Origin of the sequence: Arthrobacter sp. NPDC090010 (assembly GCF_044748305.1) — a bacterium.
GTDB lineage: Bacteria > Actinomycetota > Actinomycetes > Actinomycetales > Micrococcaceae > Arthrobacter_E.
The window spans coordinates 186,238-201,991 of record NZ_JBIVFT010000002.1 but is presented as its reverse complement, the minus strand read 5'-3'; the positions used below and the strand labels follow the sequence as shown (position 1 = coordinate 201,991).

The following is a 15,754-nucleotide window of genomic DNA, read 5'->3' as shown; positions in this document are numbered from 1 at the left end:
CTCCTTGCCAGCCTACGCCGCGGCGCACCTCTTGCCATGCGTTCACCAGCACACCATACTTAGCTATATGGCTAAGTATGGTGTGCTGGACGATGTCTTCATCGCTTTGGCCGATCCGACCAGACGCGCGGTGATCCGTCGTCTCGGCCGGGGTCCGGCGAGCGTCGGGGAGCTCGCGGAGCCCTTCGCGATGGCCCTGCCATCCTTCCTGAAGCACATCAGGATGCTGGAGGCGAGCGAGGTGATCCGCACGAGCAAGGCAGGCCGCGTGCGGACCTGCAGGCTCAATCGTGGACGCCTTGCCCTGGTGGACGACTGGCTCGCCGAGCAGCGCGGACTCTGGGAACAGCGCACCGACCGGCTCGAACAATTCGTCATCACCACCCAGGAGGAATCATGACCACGCTCGACCCGCGACTCGACCTCAGCCTTCATCGGGTGATCCGTGCCCCGCGCAGCGCTGTCTGGCGGGCCTGGACGCAAGCCGCCCAGCTGGAGCGCTGGTGGGTTCCGTCCCCGACGGTCGCCCGGGTGGACCGTCTGGACGTCCAGGCTGGGGGAGCGTTCGTCACCAGCATGAGTGACGACGGCCGGAATTTCGTCCCTCACACCGACTCGATCTTCCTGGTCATCGAGGACGGCCGACGGCTGGTCTTCACCAACGCCGTGAACAGTGAATGGAGGCCGGCCGCTCCGGCGCCGGTGGCCATGACGGCCGAGATCACGCTCAGCGATCACCCCGAAGGCACTGACTATCACGTGGTGGTCCGGCACGGTGACCCGGCATCCCGTGACCGCCACGAGGAACTCGGTTTCTTCGAGGGCTGGGGCGCGGTCACCGCGGCCCTCGCGCAGCTCGTGGAGACGGATACTGCCGTCTGAGATGAGGCGGCGACGCTGACCGGCATGCCTCATACGGCTCGGCCAGCCCCCGGGTGGACACCGGGGACTGGCCGAAAACGAGGCTGTGCCGACTCAGCCGTGCTGGTAGCTCAGGCAGTCCGCCGCATCGGTGCCGGGACCGATGCGGACCCCGGAGGCCTGACACATCAGGTGATCGTTGTGAACGCACTCGCCGCGCTGGCAGGCGCCCACATGAGCCAGCACCTTCGGAAGTCCGCCGAGGGCGGAAGTGTCGATGAAGGTGCCGCAACTCGCGTGGTCGGCTGAGCCGGCCACCGTGATGGCGTAGGCGTTGCACTCGTGTTCGTGGTTGAAGGCGCAGTTGTCCACCGTGCACGTGGACACTTCCGGAATGCTCGCGGTCATGATTCCTCCTCGGTCTGGATGGTGCCTATAGCTCGAATCTAGACCTTTGGCACGATGGGCGATAGGAGGGAAAAGCGCATGATTTCCTTGTCTTTCCGCCCGTCTCAGCCGGTCCGTGCGGACCGTGCCGGTCCGACCCGGAGGCGGCCTCCGGCGTCGAGCACCTCCACCGCCGTGCCGTACACCTCGCTCAGAAGCTCCGGACGGCAGACCTCCTCAAACCGTCCTTGTGCACGGATCCGGCCCCGTTCCATCAAGACCAGGCGGTCCGCGTAGGAGGCGGCCGCGTCGAGATCGTGCAGGACCGTGCAGACTGCTGCGCCCTGCGCGGCCAGATCCCGCATCAGGGCGAGCGTCGCTTCGGCATGGGCCACATCCATGGCGCTGGTCGGCTCGTCGAGCAGCACCACGGACCCTGCCGTCACAGGCGTGGCCTGGGCGATGGTCCTGGCCAGGGCGGTCCGCTGACGCTCGCCTCCGGAGAGCGTGGTCACCTCACGTCCGGCGAGATGGCTCAGCCCCGTCATGCGGAGTGCACCGGCGACGGCGGCCCGGTCGTCGGCCCGCTGCTTTCGCCAGGGAGTCCGGCCCATGCTGACGATCTCCTCCACGGTGAAGGCGAAGGACACGGAGGAGTCCTGCGGCATCATGACCCGTCGTCGGGCCGCCTCAGCCGCCTGGAAGCGGTGGACTTCCCGGTCTCCGAGCAACACGGTCCCGGAGCTCGGCCGCAGCTGTCCGGCGGCCACCGAGAGCAGCGTCGATTTCCCAGCGCCGTTGGGGCCGATGACGACAGTCACCTCACCGGGGTGCAGGTCGACGGCGGCTCCGTCCACCAGCGTCTTCGGACCCATTTTCACGCTCACGTCCCGGAGGCTCAGCGATGCGTTCATGAGCTTGCCCCGGTTCCCCGAAGCGTCCTGCGCAGGAGCAGGAGGAAGAGTGGGCCGCCCAGCAAAGCCGTGAAGACTCCCACGGGGAGATCGGCGAACGGAATGACCGTCCGGGCCGCGATGTCCGCCAGCCCGAGCAGCACCGCCCCGCCGAGGCACGACAGCGGCACCAGATAGCGCTGGGACGGCCCCACGACAAGCCTCAGCGCGTGGGGGACGATGAGCCCGACGAACGAGATCACTCCGGCGAAGGCCACAGCCACGCCCGTGAGCACGCAGCTGAGCAGGATCGTGATCAGCCGGAGACGTTCCACGCCGACTCCCATGGCGGACGCGGTCCGGTCCCCGAGGGCCAGGACATCGAGCGATCGTCTCAGCGGCAGGCAGCAGAAGAGACAAGCGAGGAACAGTCCTGCCGTGATGCCGACGGACTCCCACGACGCGTTTGAGAGGGTCCCCATCTGCCAGAAGATGATCTGCTCACGCGAGCTGGTATCGCCCAGGAAGACCAGGAAGCTCGTAGCGGCACCTGCGACCGCATTGACTGCTATGCCCGTCAGGACGAGCGCCAGGACCACGGCGCGGCCGTTGGACCGCGCCAGGGACCAGACCAGGCCGGTCACGACGATCGCTCCGAGGAAGGCGGAGCCCGGGAGAACCCACGGGAGGGCGGCGGCGACACCGCTCACAATGGCCAGACTCGCCCCGACGGAGGCACCGGCGGAGACGCCGATGATGCTCGGTTCGGCCAGGGGGTTGGCGAAGAGCCCTTGCATGAGGGTGCCGGCGACCGCGAGGCAGGCTCCCACGAGAAGGGCGAGAGCGGTGCGGGGGAAACGGATGGTCCAGAGCGTTGCATCCAGCCGGGTCCCGAGGGGGTCGGCTCCGCCGAACAGCACCCGGCCCAGCGAACCGGCCACCTGAGCCGGCGAGGTGGAGAACTGCCCCAGTGAGGACGAGAGCAGGATGATCGCGAGGAGCGCCACGCCGAGGATCGCGGCGACCAGCACCGCCCTTCCGCGGCGCGCGCCGCCCGGGCGGGGAGCCGTGTTTCGCGGGGGCACCATTGCGGCGGGCGGTGCCGTCTTCCGTGTGGCGGTGGACGTCATGCGCCCTTCCCTTCGGAGGTGTAGATCGCCTCGGCGAGGGCCACCAGATTCGCAGGCGTGCGAGGACCGTAGGAAAGCAGCTGACCGTCCGCAGCGGTGATGATCCGCTTCGTAGACCCGGCCGTGGTCGCCGCCATGCCAGGTCTCTTGAGCAGCCCGTCCACGCCGCCCGTGGATTGGACGCCGTCCTTCATGGCGAGCACTATCTGAGGATCGAGGCTGACCAGTGATTCGGCGTTGGCGGGTTTGAGCTGGGTGATCCCGTTCTCCGCGGCGACGTCTTCGAGACCCAGCGCGTTGATCACGTCGGCAGCTCCGTAGTCCTTGCCGAGGATGAAGAACACTCCGGCGGTGCCGCGGATGTACAGCACAGCCGCCCGCGGCGGGACCGGGGTGGCGGCTTTGAGAGCCGTGATGCGTTCGCGCGCCTTCGCGAGATCATCCTGGGTGCGCTGAGCCAGGGTGTGTGCAGCCTGCCCCAGGCCGAGCGAAGCGCCGACGGCTTCGATGGCTCCGGCGATCCCGTCGAGCCCCTGCGGCTGTGCGAAGCGGACCACGGTGACGCCCGCCGATTCGAGCTGCCGGTACTTCTCCTCGCTGCCGATGGTGGTGTTGGTCAGAATCAGAGCCGGATGGAGTTCCAGGACCGCCTCGGTGTTGAGGTCGTGGCCGCCCTGGGTCACCACGGGAAGGTTCTTCAGCGCCGCTTGGGTGTCGGAATTGGAACGGCCCACCAGGCGTTTCTCCAGCCCGAGACCGATCACCGTGTCCGTCAGGGTGCCGTAGAGATCCAGTGCGAGCATCCGGTCCGCCGAGGTCACGGTCACGGTCCGGCCCGAGGCGTCCTTCACGGTGACCGGAAGGGCCGGGCGCGGGTTCTGAACCGCCGCCGTCACATCGTTCACCGTCGCGGCCTCTCGCGGACCGCGGAGGCCGAGTGCATCGACGGCGCCCGCCGTCGGAGTCTGTGCGGAGACCGTCGGCGATGTTGAAGCGGGTGCCTGCGGTGCGGCGGGGGAGCAGGCGGCGATGGCGAGGACGACGGCGGCCACCACGATGGCGGGGAGGGTTCTGCGGGACTTCACGGATTTCTTCCTTGAGACTTCGGGGTTGCGGCACCTCAAGTGCCGGGTCCGCGGTGTAGCGGAGGACGAGCCCGACGACGGCGCCGTGCGGCGCCGTCGTCGGGCTCGAGTGTCACGGCTCGGTGGACGGTCCGAGCCACGACTCAGTGCGTGGCGATGCTGTCACGACGCCGGGCCGCCAGAGTGACGGCTGCCGTTCCGAGAGCGAGCAGCAGGGCTGCGAGGCCGAGGACCCCGGCGGAGGCGGCTCCGGTCGAGGCGAGGGCGGTGCCGTCCGCGTTGACGAGATTGCCGTGCGCATCACGGCAGACCGTCTTGGAGCCGGCCTCTGTGGCTCCAGTCATGGACACGGTCAGTGCGTCTAGGGCCTGGCCCGCCGAGTAGAACCCGGCAAAGGCCTTGGCGCCGTCCGCGGTCAGGGTGGCGGATGCGGTGCCTCCGGTTCCGGAGAGCGAGTCGAACCGGAGGGTTGCGAAGGTGACGTTGGCCGCCGAGAGGTCCTTGCGTTCCATGTCCTGGCTCCTGACGTCGGCCACCAGAACGCCGGAGTTCGCGCCCGTGATCTGGACCCGGACTCCGCTGATCGTGGTGTTCAAGAGCCCGTCGTGACCCGTGAAGGTGACGCTGCCCGGGAAGGTGAGGGTTCCGAGCCCGGCGGTGTCGAGGCTGCCGCTGCCGGCGCCCCAGAGGAAACCGTCCCCGCTCGCAGTGGCACCGTTACCGGTGGCGATACTGCCCTTGGCGATACCTCCCACGACGTAGCTGCGGAAGGAGGACTTGACGCCCCAGCTCAGGGACGGAGTGCCGGCGGTGCCGGGGGTCTGCTCCACGGTGCACTTCACCTGCGGATCCAGCCGCCCCGACGTCGTGGGCTGGGCCGTGTTCGTCGGCTGCGGGACCCTCGGCTTGGCCGAGGGAGTCACAACGCCCTGTCCTCCAGGGGTCTTCCCGCCGTTGCCGCCCTGTCCGGAGCCGTCCGGAGTGCTGGTGGGGCTGTAGCTGAAGGCCACGGCGTTGCTGAGGAGATCCTGTCGCCCGAGCAGCGTCTCTTTGGTCACGAGTCCGTGGGCGACCCAGGTGATGACCTCCAGAGGCTCAGCCGTACCTGCCGGGATCGTGATGCTGGTGCTGAAGGCGCCGTTGGTGATGAGCGCTCCGGGAATCCACTGAGGTTCGCCGATGGTGACGTCGTGCATGTTCTCCATCGTGATCGTGGAGAGATCGGTGCCCTTCTTCACAGCGGCGACGTAGACGCCGTTGGCGTCCTTGCCGGTGGACGCGCGCGGCAGGCTGGTGAACCCCTTGCCGGTGACGGTCACGGTTCCGCTCACCGGGGTTCCGGGGTTCTCGGTGCCGGGATCAGTGGTGGGGAAGAGCGCCAGGCGCTGGGCGGGGCTCAAGGTGAGCGGTGCACGGTAGAGAACTGTTCCGGCGTCGGGATTGGTGTGTCCCTTCCAGACCAGGACGTCGTAGGCGGCGGCCTTGTCGAGCGAAGCGGCCGGGATGTTCTTGGTGTCCTGAGTGAAGGTGTTGTTCACCAGGGAGCGGGCCCAATTGGCTCCGAGCACGTCGGCGGCGCCGAAAGATCCGGTGGCCTTGCTGCGGTCCACGACGCCGACATAGACGCCGTTGACCAGCTCGGCACTGTAGTCCTTGCCGCTGACCGTCAGGGCGAGGCCGTCCTGCGCGGTCGCCGTCTTGACGCTGTGGCTGGTGCTCGGAGTGGGGACGGGGGTGGGGAACAGCGCCTCACGCTGAGCCTGGCTCAGGACAAGCGGCTGCCGGTAGATGACGTTGTCCGCGGTGGGGTTGCCGTGCGCGGACCAGAGGATCACGTCCAGTGCGGCGTCCTTGGTCAGCTTCGCGATGGGCACTGAAACCGCGGTGTTGAATGCTCCCTGGGCCGCGGCGGGCAGGTAGGCGAAGTTGTTTCCGAGGGTGTTGCCCGCGTTGACATCGGTCGACGCGGCGGAGTGTTCGATGACGGCGGCGTACACGCCGACGGCGTCCTTGCCCGTCGAGGCTTTCGGAAGGTCCAGATAGCCGGTCCCGCCGACGGCGAGTTTCAGACCGTCGGTGGCGTCGGCGGAGGTCACGCCGACAGTGGTCTGGGGGTTGAAGCGCGACGGTGGAGTGATGGCTCCGGTGACGGACGCCGGGTCGAGCGCCGTACCGGCCGAGTAGAAGCCGGCGAAGGCCTTGGCCCCGTTGGCGGTCAGAAGGGCCGAGACGCCCGTCAGTTCAAGTTTGCCGCTGGTGATGGCGAGCGGCGAGAAGCTGACGTCGGCGAAGTCCGTCTGCGTGACGTCGAGGGCTGGGTTGGCTCCGAACGCCTTGGTTTTGGCGTCGAGGCGCAGCAAGCCCGTGGTGGAGGAGGTGACCTCCAGCGTCGGATTGGAGAAGGTGACGTCCAGCTGGCCGCCGTGGCCGGTGAAGTGCACGCTTCCGGGGAAGGAAAGGGAACCGGTGCCGTTCTGCAGGCTCCCCGTGCCGCCGCTCCAGTCGAAGGGGCCGTTGCCGGCTTGCTGGCTGACTCCACCGGCGGGCGTGATGTTCCCCTGAGCGATGGGGCTGAGGAGGTATTTGCGGAACGACTCTTTGACGCCCCAGCTGAGGGTGGCGTCGGAGACGGTTCCGGTGGCCGGGTCGGCGGCCTGTGCGGCGGGTGCGCCGGTGAAGGCCGCGACGGCGAGCACTGCGGTCGCGGTCGCAGCCCCCAAGGCGCGCCGCAACCAGGGCAGCTGAGTGGATGACATGGGAGAACTCCAGAAATCGAGTGATGAAACAGCGGGATTCGCAACCCGCGAAGTAAGCGTAAGCTAACCTTATTGAATTAAACAACAAGGATGTTATCTAATAGGCATCACTGCTGATCAGAGCACTCGCACCACCGAAAGGCCATCTCATGGTTCCCGAAGCCGTCACCTTTTCCTCCAGCCTCCGTCAGGCGACGAGGGTGGACCACAGTGAAGCGGAGAGTTCCGAGTTCATCGCCTCCCTCATGGAAGGCAAGCGCAGTGCAGCGGACTATGTGTTGCTTCTGACCCAGTACCAGGTCATCTACGGCACGCTGGAACGCGCCGTGGACGCGCGGCGCGCCGAGCCGGCCGTGACGGAGCTGTTCGATCCGGCCCTTGACCGGCTCGCGTCCCTGGAATCCGATCTCGGACTGCTGAAGGAATGGGCGGGACTGGCGGATACGTCCCTGCCGGTGGTGCCGGCGACCGACCGCTACGCGCACCGTATCGCCGAGGTGGCCGCCGAAGCGGACCCGGCACGTCTGCTGGCCCACCACTATCTGCGTTACCTGGGCGACCTCTCCGGCGGCCAGGCCATCGGCGCCCTGGTGGCGCGGCACTACGGTGTGCCGGCCGAAATGCTCACCATGTGGTCGTTCCCGGAGATCCCCAAGGCGAAACCGTACAAGGACCGTTACCGGGAACTGCTGGACGCTTTTGCGCAGGACCACCGAGGAGAGGGAGTGGTGGACGAGGCGGCGCTGGGGTTCCGGCTCAACCGGGAGGTCTTCGCTGAACTGTCGGGGTCCTCACCCCTCCTGGCCGTGGCCTGACGCCGGGCCACGCGCCGAGGAGGATATCCTGAAGGCATGCGCTTCAGCACTTCTTCCTGGACCTGGCTGCACTAGCAGCCCGAACGCGCATTTCCACGCGGGCTGCACGGCAGCCCGCGAAACCCGCGGCAGCGTGTTGTCCGTGCAGCTCCTCAACCTCAAGGAGCATCCATGGACTCGTTCAAAGCCACTACTCTCCGTATGCCGGGCTTGCGTGCCGACATCGCCGAACACCCCGGCCGGTTCAGGGTTCTGACCGGGGAGCGGCCCACCGGGCGACTGCATCTCGGCCACTACTTCGGGACGATCAGAGAGCGCGTTCACCTCCAGCGAGCAGGTGTCGAGACTTTCGTCATCCTGGCCGACTACCAGGTCATCACCGACCGTGCGACCGCGGGGCAGGTCAGGGAGAACGTTCATCACGCCGTGCTGGACTACTTGGCCGCAGGCCTCGATCCCCGGAACACCACGATTTTCACGCATTCGTCAGTTCCTGCCTTGAATCAGCTCATGCTGCCCTTCCTGAGCCTCGTCACCGAGGCCGAGCTGCACCGGAACCCGACGGTGAAAGCGGAGCTGGCGGCATCCGGCCGTGCCCTCAGCGCCCTGCTGCTGAGTTATCCGGTCCATCAGGCCGCGGACATCCTCTTCTGCAAAGGGAATCTGGTGCCCGTGGGCAAGGACAACCTCCCGCACGTGGAGCTCACCCGGACCATCGCGCGGCGCTTCAATGAGCGGTACGGGCCGGTCTTTCCCGAACCGGAGGCGCTCATCACCGATGCACCGGAGCTTCCCGGCCTGGATGGGCGCAAGATGTCCAAGAGTTACGGAAACGCCATCTCGCTCGGCATGAGCGCGGATGAGACGGCTGCGGTGATCCGTGGCGCCCGGACGGACGATGAACGGGTCATCAGCTACGACCCGGAGGGGCGGCCCGGCGTTTCCGGACTGCTCGCGACGGCTGCGGTGTGCCTCGGGCGGACACCGCAGAGCCTCGCCGACGAACTCGGCGATGCCGGCAGCGGTGCCTTGAAGAAGCTCGCCACCGAGGCGGTCAATGAGTTCTTGGCCGGGCATCGGCGACGGCGTGCGGAACTCAGTGCACTGGACGCGGCGGCTGTACTGCGAGCGGGCAATGAGCATGCACGGGCCGTTGCGGAACGGACCTTGGAAGAGGTCCGGCACGCCATGGGGATGGTCTATTGAGCCGCGAACAGCCAGAGCGCCGAGGTCGCCGCCAGCACGGTCAGAGGAGTGACCACCAGACCGAGGGTCAGATAGCCACGCCAGCTCACCCTGACATTGAGCGCCTGGAGCCGTGAGTGCCAGAGCAGGGTGGCAAGGGAAGCCCATGGCGTCACGAGGGGGCCCGCGTTGACGCCGATGAGCAGCGCGGCCAACGACACCGGGGTGCCGGCCGCGGGTTCGAGCGCCAGATAGGCGGGGAGGTTGTTCACGAGGTTGGAACCGAGGGCCCCGGAGCCGGCCATGGCCAGGAGCGCGGGCAGGTCGGTACCGTGACCGAGCCCTCCCAGCAGCCGTCCGAGGCCCAGTGAATGTGCTGCCGACACGACGAGGAAAAGCCCACAGACGAAGAGGATGAGGGAGCCGGGGAACAGGCGCCAGCTGAGGGAGCGTCGCCGTCGGATCGCGAAGACGATCAGCAGCACTGCGGCGGCCGCCGTCGTCGGGATCCATGGCTCCAGCCCAGTGGTCAGGAGTGGCAGCAGGACCACCGTTGTCGCGGCCGAACTCCAGAAGAGGACGCGGTCCGACGGTGACGCGGTCTGTTCCGGTCTGAACCGCCCGCTGAGCTCTCGGCGGAAGAACAGGAAGAGGAGAAGAACAGGGACCACGCTGGCCACGAGGGCGGGAGCCCACAACAGGCTCAGGAACCCTCCGGCGCCGGACGGGCTCAGCTTCGGGGCGGCGAGCAGATTGCTCAGGTTGGAGACGGGAAGCCATAGCGACGCCGTGTTCGCGAGCCAGACGGTGGTCAGGGCGAACGGCAAGGGGCGGAGCCCCGCATGACGGGCCAGAAGCACGACGACGGGTGTCAGCAGGACGGCAGTTGTGTCGATGGAGAGGAACGCCGTGCTCAGGATGGACAGGGCGGCCACACACAACCACAGAACCAGCGTCCGGCCCCGGGAGACGCGTGCCAGTACCCCGGCGACCGCGGTGAAGACCCCGGCATCGGCCGCGAGCTCGGCCACGACGGTGATTGCTGCGGCAAACACCAGCACCGGCAGCACGCGCTCGCCCAGCTGCAGTGCGTCCGTGGGGGGAAGGAGCCCGGTGACCATGGCGAGGGCGCCGAGAAGAAGCAGACCGAGACCGGTCAGGGCAAGACGCATGATCCGATGCTACGGGCATGTCGCCGTCCCTTCCCAGTCGGTGGTTCCGGGCGCAGGATTGGGATCATGGACAAGACGTCATCGCTCCTCGTCCGTCCGGCCACTGCCGACGACTGGACGGCGGTGGAGGCGCTTTTCGGCCGCGGTGGAGGCTCCAATGGTTGCTGGTGTCAGTACTGGCTTCTCGGCGCGGACTATCACCGCAGGGACCGTGGGGAGAACCGTGATGATCTGCACCGCCAAGTGACCGAGGGGACGACCGGGCTGCTGGCCTTTGCCGACGGTGCACCCGTCGGCTGGGCCCGGTTGAGCCCGCGATCCTCCCTGCGGTGGCTCACGACGCGCTACCGCTCGTACCGCTTCGCGGACGACGACCCGTGGACGTTGTCCTGCTTCGTGGTGTCGTCGTCATGGCGCAGGAACGGGGTGATGCGTGCCTTGATCTCCGGGGCGGCGGAGTGGGCGGATGATCATGATGTTCCCCTCGAGGCCTACCCCGTCGATCCTGAGGTGCCGCAGGCGACCAGGAACAGATTCACCGGAGTGCTCCAGCCGTTTCTGACATCCGGCTTCGTCGAGTGCGGACGGCTCAGCCCGGATCGGCCGGTGGTCCGCCGGGGGAGGCCAGCGGAACGCGGGCGAGCCTAGACGGCGAGGAAGCGGCGCTCACCGTTACTCAGAACGACCCGGCCGAAGTGCATCTCGGGGAAGTGCGCGGCCACGACCAGATCTCCCCGTTCGGCGGCCTCGTCCGCGAGACGGTTCCGCACCCGGGACGCGGCCTTCGGGTCGACGTCCCAGATCACCGTCCAGTCCCGTTCGGCGAGCTGGACGACCGAGTGTGCCGCATCGCCCAGCAGAATCGCCCGTTCTCCGCCTGAGGAAAGCACGAAGACGGTCGACCCCGGCGTGTGGCCGGGGCTCCAGCGGGCATCCACGCCGGGTGCCAGTACGTGATCATCTGTGAAAAGCTCCAGCTGGTCCTCGATGGGCCTGAGCTTGTCCGAGGCCTCGGGCCTCGCCTCGGGGCCGCTCACGAAGTGCTCCCAGTCGGCCGCATGGACCCGGTGGGTGGCGCGGGGAAAAGTCGGTGTCCCGTCCACGCTCGCCCAGCCGATATGGTCGAAGTGCAGGTGGCTGAACACGACATCCGTGACCTCGTCGGCAGCCACCCCGTGACTCCTCAGCTGGTTCAGGAACTCGCCACCCTTGTACTGACCATCGTCCATGGGGCCCACTCCTGCATCCAGGACGATGACGCGCTCGCCGCTGCGGATGAGGAACCCGCCTACGGGGAACTCCCACCGCCCGTGCTCGCCGAACGTCTCCGGATGGCATCTCCAGGCGTCAGGGACGGAGAAACGGGAGATGATCTCGCCGGCATTCTCCCGTCCCCGTCCGTCGAACAGGGGTTGGACTTCCAGGGCACCGATACGCACCCTGTCACATTAGCCGCTCGGTGTCGCGCTAGGCGTTCAGCTCCCGCGTGGCACTCACCATGCCGCGCAGGGCGGCCTCGAGGAAGCGCACGACGTCGTCGGCCGGGGTGTCGCGGTCGATCGCGAGGCTGATGAGCGTCTCCTCGGCGAAGGCGACCCAGGAACGCAGGGCCACGCGCAGCATGGGCGTATCCGGGAGGTCGAGCTCGACCAGGGCGTCGCGCAGGCGTTCGGCGTTCAACTCCCTGGACTCGTCCACGACCTTGCGCACCGCGGGGTCTCCGCTGGCGATGCCGCGGACCAGTGAGTAGAAGGTGCCGCGGTGCTGCTGGACGAACTGGGTGATGCGGAGCAGGGTGTCCTGGATCCGCTCCCTGGGTGGCAGCTCGAGCCTGGGCTCGGTGAAGACGAGAAGACTGTCCCTGGCTTTGATGACCACGGCCAGCTGCATGCCCTGGCGCGTCTCGAAATAGTGGAACAGCAGAGGACGGGAGACCCCTGCCCGGCGGGCGAGTTCATCCATGGTCAGCTCGTCGAGCGAGTGGTCCGCCAGGAAGTTCACTCCGGTGGCGATGAGCTGGGCCCTGCGTTCCTCAGGACTCAGGCGGGCGCGCTGTAATTCGGGCACGAGATGAGTCTACTGACTGTGGCGGTGTGCCCGGACACTCTATTGACTCCTAGTCAACAAGGTGGTTATCTTCAGAAGTACGCGTCGTCGAAGGTGTCGGCGCCCTTTTCAGGAGGTTCGATGAAGTTCCCCAGGTCTGAGCGTCTCCGCAGAATCGGTTCCTCGCACGCCGGTCGCATCACACTCGTCGCAGTTCCGGCCGCCCTGGCCGCGACGGTCCTCATGGGAGGTATCGCCCAGGGTGCCGTGCCCGTGTCGTTCGCCGTCTCGGGAAGCCAGTTCCAGATCGGCGCCTCGCAGCTCGAAGGCACCGGCTTCTCCCAGTACGCAGGCGTCGCCAAGGACACCGAAGGCAAGAATCACACAGTCGCCATCGCCAACATCAAGAGCGCCACCCTGAGCGATCTGTGCCAGGCCGTCACCACCGATACCCCCCTCGGTAAGGTCGGCGTCCTGATCAAGGCCGGCGGGGGAGGGAACCCTGCGAGCGCTTCCGACCTCCAGATCGGCATGACCGGACTCAAGGGTGACGCGACCTTCGGCAAGATCCGCATCGGCGTCGACGCCTCGACCGTCAACACATCGGCGAAGGGCACGGCGGGCGATTTCGCCCAGGACTCCGACACCATCTCCATCAAGGGCCTGCAGCAGACGGCCTGGAGTACGCAGGCCTCGGTGTTCACCCTCACGGGGATGAGCCTGCAGCTGACGGACGGATCCAAGGGATGCTTCTGAACGGCGATGCGGCGATGGCCGACGACGGAATGGTGACGGGCATGTCACGCCGCGAGCGGCGGGATGTCCCGGCCGCCGTGGAGAGCGCGAAGGCTCCTGCTGAGGTCCAGGGATTCCGCGCCTGGAGCAAGGGACGGCCCTTCATCGGGTCCGCCATGGTGGCCGTCAGTGGCATCGAGATGTTCTTCTCCGGTCAGCTCGACATCGGCCACCTTCACGTCCAGCTCGGTATCGAGGGCTTACAGGCCACCATCATCCCGATCGCGCTCCTGCTCCTCGGAGTACTGGCGATGACCATGCCGGACCACCATGTGTTCTACGGTGTGCTGGCGATCGTCGTGGGTCTGTATTCGCTGGTCGGCGTGAACCTCGGCGGGTTCTTCATCGGCATGCTCCTGTCCGTCGTGGGCGGGATCCTGGTGACGGCGTGGATGGGTGGCGCACGGAAGAATGCGGGGGTCGCAGTGGAGGACAGCCCATGACGGCACGCCCTCGTGTGGCGGGTGCCGCCGTCGTGGCGGGGCTGCTGGCACTGAGCCCCCTGATGCTCGGTGCCGCCCAGGCACCGCAGAGCCAGCCGGCGTCGTGGTGCATCCCCCTGTTGTACTGCCCCTCCCCAGCGCCCAGCAGTCCGGCACCCAGCAGTCCGGCACCCGGCACCCCCGTGCCGAGCAGCCCCACTCCTGGAAAGCCCGCCCCCGGGAACCCTGGATCCGGCGGCGCACCGAGTACGGCTCCCGTTCCCACGGGAGGAACCACGGGCGGCACCTCCGGAGGGTCATCGCCGGGCACCGGCGCCACGGGCGGCGACCCCGCTCCGGGCACGGCCGCCAGTCCAACTCCCGGCTCCTCGTCCTCCCCGAAAGCCACTCCGAACCCCTCGCCGAGCAGCACCGCCCCAGTGCAGGCTCAGCGTGAGAACGGCGCACCGATCTTCACCAAGACCCCGGCGTCGATGGGCTCGCAGGGACTCTCCTTCACCGGGCTCAGTTCGATCGGGATCGTGAGCGTTCCCACGATCGACGGAAGCACGGTCCGGGCTCTGAAGATCACGGCCGACTCGATCACGATCACCGGGTTCTCGCTCACCGTGCGGCCTCCGGGAGGCCCCGGGCTGGTCACCACCGCGGATTCGATGACCCTCAAAGGACACGTGAGCGTCTACCTCGGCTCGGTCACGGCCACGACATCCAGCGGGAAGGCTCTCACCCTCGGCACGGACACACCGCCGCCGCTGGACGACGTCAAGCCGGGCCTGCTGCGCGTGACCATGGGCCTGGTGGGGAGCATCGCCGATTCGATCAGCTACACCAACACGAATCAGCGGATCGTCGGTTCCTGAACCGCGTCATCGGAGAGCCCGGACGACGACACAATCCGTCCCCGGGATGAACACTGCGTGAAGAAGTCCGCGGGATGCGGGATGTGCGGCCCGGAGCCCTTCCGGGCACCGGGCCGCACTGCCACACTGACGGCATGAACGCCGAGTTCCTCATTCTCCTGCTGGTGATCATCACCGCAGTCGCCTTCGATTTCACCAACGGTTTCCATGACACCGGCAACGCCATGGCGACCTCGATCGCCACCGGTGCGCTGAAACCGAAGGCCGCCGTCCTTCTTTCTGCCGTGCTGAACCTTGTAGGGGCCTTCCTCTCAGTCGAGGTCGCCGCGACCATCACCAAAGACGTGCTGAAGATCCAGACAGGCACCGGTGCCCTGGTGCCGGGCCTGGACGCGGAGAAGGCGATGCTGATCATCTTCGCCGGGCTGATCGGCGGGATCCTCTGGAATCTGTTGACCTGGCTGCTCGGGCTTCCCAGCAGTTCCTCGCACGCCTTGTTCGGAGGGCTGATCGGCGCGGGCATCGCCGGTGCCGCAACCGTCAACTGGCCGGGCATCATCGGCAAGATCCTCGTCCCCGCCGTTCTTTCGCCGGTCATCGCGGGACTCGTGGCCGCCGTCGGAACGTTCCTGGTCTACCGCATCACCCGCAAGGTCAGCCACGAGCGTCAGGAGGCGGGATTCCGCTGGGGCCAGATCGGTACCGCGTCCCTCGTCTCCCTGGCCCATGGCACGGGAGATGCGCAGAAGACCATGGGCGTCATCGCCCTGGCACTGATCGCGCACGGCTCCCTGAACGCTTCCGACATCACGAACAGCGGACTTCCGGTGTGGATCATCTTCGTCTGCGCCCTGGCGATCGCCCTGGGCACCTATCTCGGGGGCTGGCGGATCATCCGCACCCTGGGAAAGGGACTCGTGGAGATCGAGTCGCCGCAGGGCATGGCGGCTGAGGCGTCCTCGGCCGCCATCATCCTCACGTCGAGCTTCTTCGGGATGGCCCTTTCGACCACTCATGTGGCCACGGGCTCCATTCTCGGCTCCGGCGTCGGCAAGCCCGGCGCGCAGGTCCGTTGGAACGTGGCCCTGCGCATGGCGGCAGCGTGGGTCATCACCCTGCCGGCGGCCGCCGTCGTCGGTGGTCTCTGCTTCCTCGTCTCTCAGCTGATCGGCGGGCTGGGAGGCGCACTGACCATTTTCGCGGTCCTGATCCTCCTGTCCGGCTACATGTACCTGCGCAGCCGGCGGCAGCGGGTGGACCACCAGAATGTCAACGCCGAGTGGGAACCCGCCCCGGCACCCTCCACCCCGGCTGCGGCCTGAACCG

The 15,754-nt window shown here is 67.4% G+C and carries 17 protein-coding genes; 9 read left to right on the top strand and 8 right to left on the bottom strand.

Annotation, left to right across the window (positions count from 1 at the left end):
- Nucleotides 1-67: 67 nt before the first annotated feature.
- A complete protein-coding gene (locus ACIPXZ_RS03750) occupies nucleotides 68-400 on the top strand; it encodes an ArsR/SmtB family transcription factor (protein ID WP_400590798.1) in 333 nt (110 codons plus the stop codon).
- Complete coding sequence (locus ACIPXZ_RS03745; protein WP_400590797.1) at nucleotides 397-882, top strand: SRPBCC domain-containing protein; 486 nt, start codon at nucleotides 397-399, stop codon at nucleotides 880-882. Before ACIPXZ_RS03750 ends, ACIPXZ_RS03745 begins: the two co-directional genes overlap by 4 nt.
- Nucleotides 883-975: 93 nt before the next feature.
- Here ACIPXZ_RS03745 and ACIPXZ_RS03740 read toward each other — a convergent pair whose 3' ends face one another.
- The 5 genes from ACIPXZ_RS03740 to ACIPXZ_RS03720 form a co-directional block, all read right to left on the bottom strand.
- A complete protein-coding gene (locus tag ACIPXZ_RS03740; protein ID WP_400590796.1) occupies nucleotides 976-1,269 on the bottom strand; it encodes a DUF1540 domain-containing protein in 294 nt (97 codons plus the stop codon).
- Nucleotides 1,270-1,373: 104 nt separating this feature from the next.
- Nucleotides 1,374-2,162, bottom strand: a complete 789-nt coding sequence (locus ACIPXZ_RS03735) for a heme ABC transporter ATP-binding protein (RefSeq protein WP_400590795.1) — start codon at nucleotides 2,160-2,162, stop codon at nucleotides 1,374-1,376.
- The gene (locus ACIPXZ_RS03730; protein WP_400590794.1) at nucleotides 2,159-3,271 is read right to left on the bottom strand and encodes a FecCD family ABC transporter permease; all 1,113 of its coding nucleotides are present in this window, start codon (nucleotides 3,269-3,271) and stop codon (nucleotides 2,159-2,161) included. The genes ACIPXZ_RS03735 and ACIPXZ_RS03730 overlap by 4 nt, the downstream gene beginning before the upstream one ends.
- A complete protein-coding gene (locus ACIPXZ_RS03725) occupies nucleotides 3,268-4,356 on the bottom strand; it encodes a hemin ABC transporter substrate-binding protein (RefSeq protein ID WP_400590793.1) in 1,089 nt (362 codons plus the stop codon). Before ACIPXZ_RS03725 ends, ACIPXZ_RS03730 begins: the two co-directional genes overlap by 4 nt.
- Nucleotides 4,357-4,499: 143 nt before the next feature.
- Nucleotides 4,500-7,112: an HtaA domain-containing protein gene (locus ACIPXZ_RS03720; protein WP_400590792.1), complete on the bottom strand. Its 2,613-nt coding sequence runs from the start codon at nucleotides 7,110-7,112 to the stop codon at nucleotides 4,500-4,502.
- A 149-nt stretch (nucleotides 7,113-7,261) separates the two neighbouring features.
- Between ACIPXZ_RS03720 and ACIPXZ_RS03715 the strand changes: the two genes are divergently transcribed.
- Nucleotides 7,262-7,927, top strand: a complete 666-nt coding sequence (locus ACIPXZ_RS03715; protein ID WP_400590791.1) for a heme oxygenase (biliverdin-producing) — start codon at nucleotides 7,262-7,264, stop codon at nucleotides 7,925-7,927.
- Nucleotides 7,928-8,098: 171 nt separating this feature from the next.
- Nucleotides 8,099-9,133, top strand: a complete 1,035-nt coding sequence (trpS, locus tag ACIPXZ_RS03710; RefSeq protein WP_400590790.1) for a tryptophan--tRNA ligase — start codon at nucleotides 8,099-8,101, stop codon at nucleotides 9,131-9,133.
- Here trpS and ACIPXZ_RS03705 read toward each other — a convergent pair.
- Nucleotides 9,127-10,284: an SLC13 family permease gene (locus ACIPXZ_RS03705; RefSeq protein WP_400590789.1), complete on the bottom strand. Its 1,158-nt coding sequence runs from the start codon at nucleotides 10,282-10,284 to the stop codon at nucleotides 9,127-9,129. The two genes, trpS and ACIPXZ_RS03705, sit on opposite strands and share 7 nt — an antisense overlap.
- Nucleotides 10,285-10,350: 66 nt before the next feature.
- Here ACIPXZ_RS03705 and ACIPXZ_RS03700 point away from each other — a divergent pair, with 66 nt between their 5' ends.
- Nucleotides 10,351-10,932, top strand: a complete 582-nt coding sequence (locus ACIPXZ_RS03700; protein ID WP_400590788.1) for a GNAT family N-acetyltransferase — start codon at nucleotides 10,351-10,353, stop codon at nucleotides 10,930-10,932.
- On the opposite strand, the gene ACIPXZ_RS03695 is transcribed toward ACIPXZ_RS03700, so the two are convergent.
- Nucleotides 10,929-11,723 (bottom strand): MBL fold metallo-hydrolase, encoded by a 795-nt coding sequence (locus ACIPXZ_RS03695; protein WP_400590787.1) that lies wholly within the window; start codon nucleotides 11,721-11,723, stop codon nucleotides 10,929-10,931. The genes ACIPXZ_RS03700 and ACIPXZ_RS03695 overlap by 4 nt on opposite strands.
- A 28-nt stretch (nucleotides 11,724-11,751) precedes the next feature.
- On the bottom strand, nucleotides 11,752-12,351 hold the full coding sequence (locus ACIPXZ_RS03690; protein WP_400590786.1) for a TetR/AcrR family transcriptional regulator: 600 nt from the start codon (nucleotides 12,349-12,351) through the stop codon (nucleotides 11,752-11,754).
- Nucleotides 12,352-12,471: 120 nt separating this feature from the next.
- Between ACIPXZ_RS03690 and ACIPXZ_RS03685 the strand changes: the two genes are divergently transcribed.
- From ACIPXZ_RS03685 to ACIPXZ_RS03670, 4 genes are all read left to right on the top strand, one after another.
- A complete protein-coding gene (locus ACIPXZ_RS03685) occupies nucleotides 12,472-13,086 on the top strand; it encodes a DUF6230 family protein (RefSeq protein WP_400590785.1) in 615 nt (204 codons plus the stop codon).
- Entirely contained in the window at nucleotides 13,077-13,568 is a 492-nt protein-coding gene (locus ACIPXZ_RS03680; RefSeq protein ID WP_400590784.1) for a DUF6114 domain-containing protein, read from the top strand. The genes ACIPXZ_RS03685 and ACIPXZ_RS03680 overlap by 10 nt, the downstream gene beginning before the upstream one ends.
- Nucleotides 13,565-14,428 (top strand): hypothetical protein, encoded by an 864-nt coding sequence (locus tag ACIPXZ_RS03675; protein ID WP_400590783.1) that lies wholly within the window; start codon nucleotides 13,565-13,567, stop codon nucleotides 14,426-14,428. Before ACIPXZ_RS03680 ends, ACIPXZ_RS03675 begins: the two co-directional genes overlap by 4 nt.
- A gap of 134 nt (nucleotides 14,429-14,562) precedes the next feature.
- Nucleotides 14,563-15,750, top strand: a complete 1,188-nt coding sequence (locus ACIPXZ_RS03670; protein ID WP_400590782.1) for an anion permease — start codon at nucleotides 14,563-14,565, stop codon at nucleotides 15,748-15,750.
- Nucleotides 15,751-15,754 lie beyond the last annotated feature (4 nt).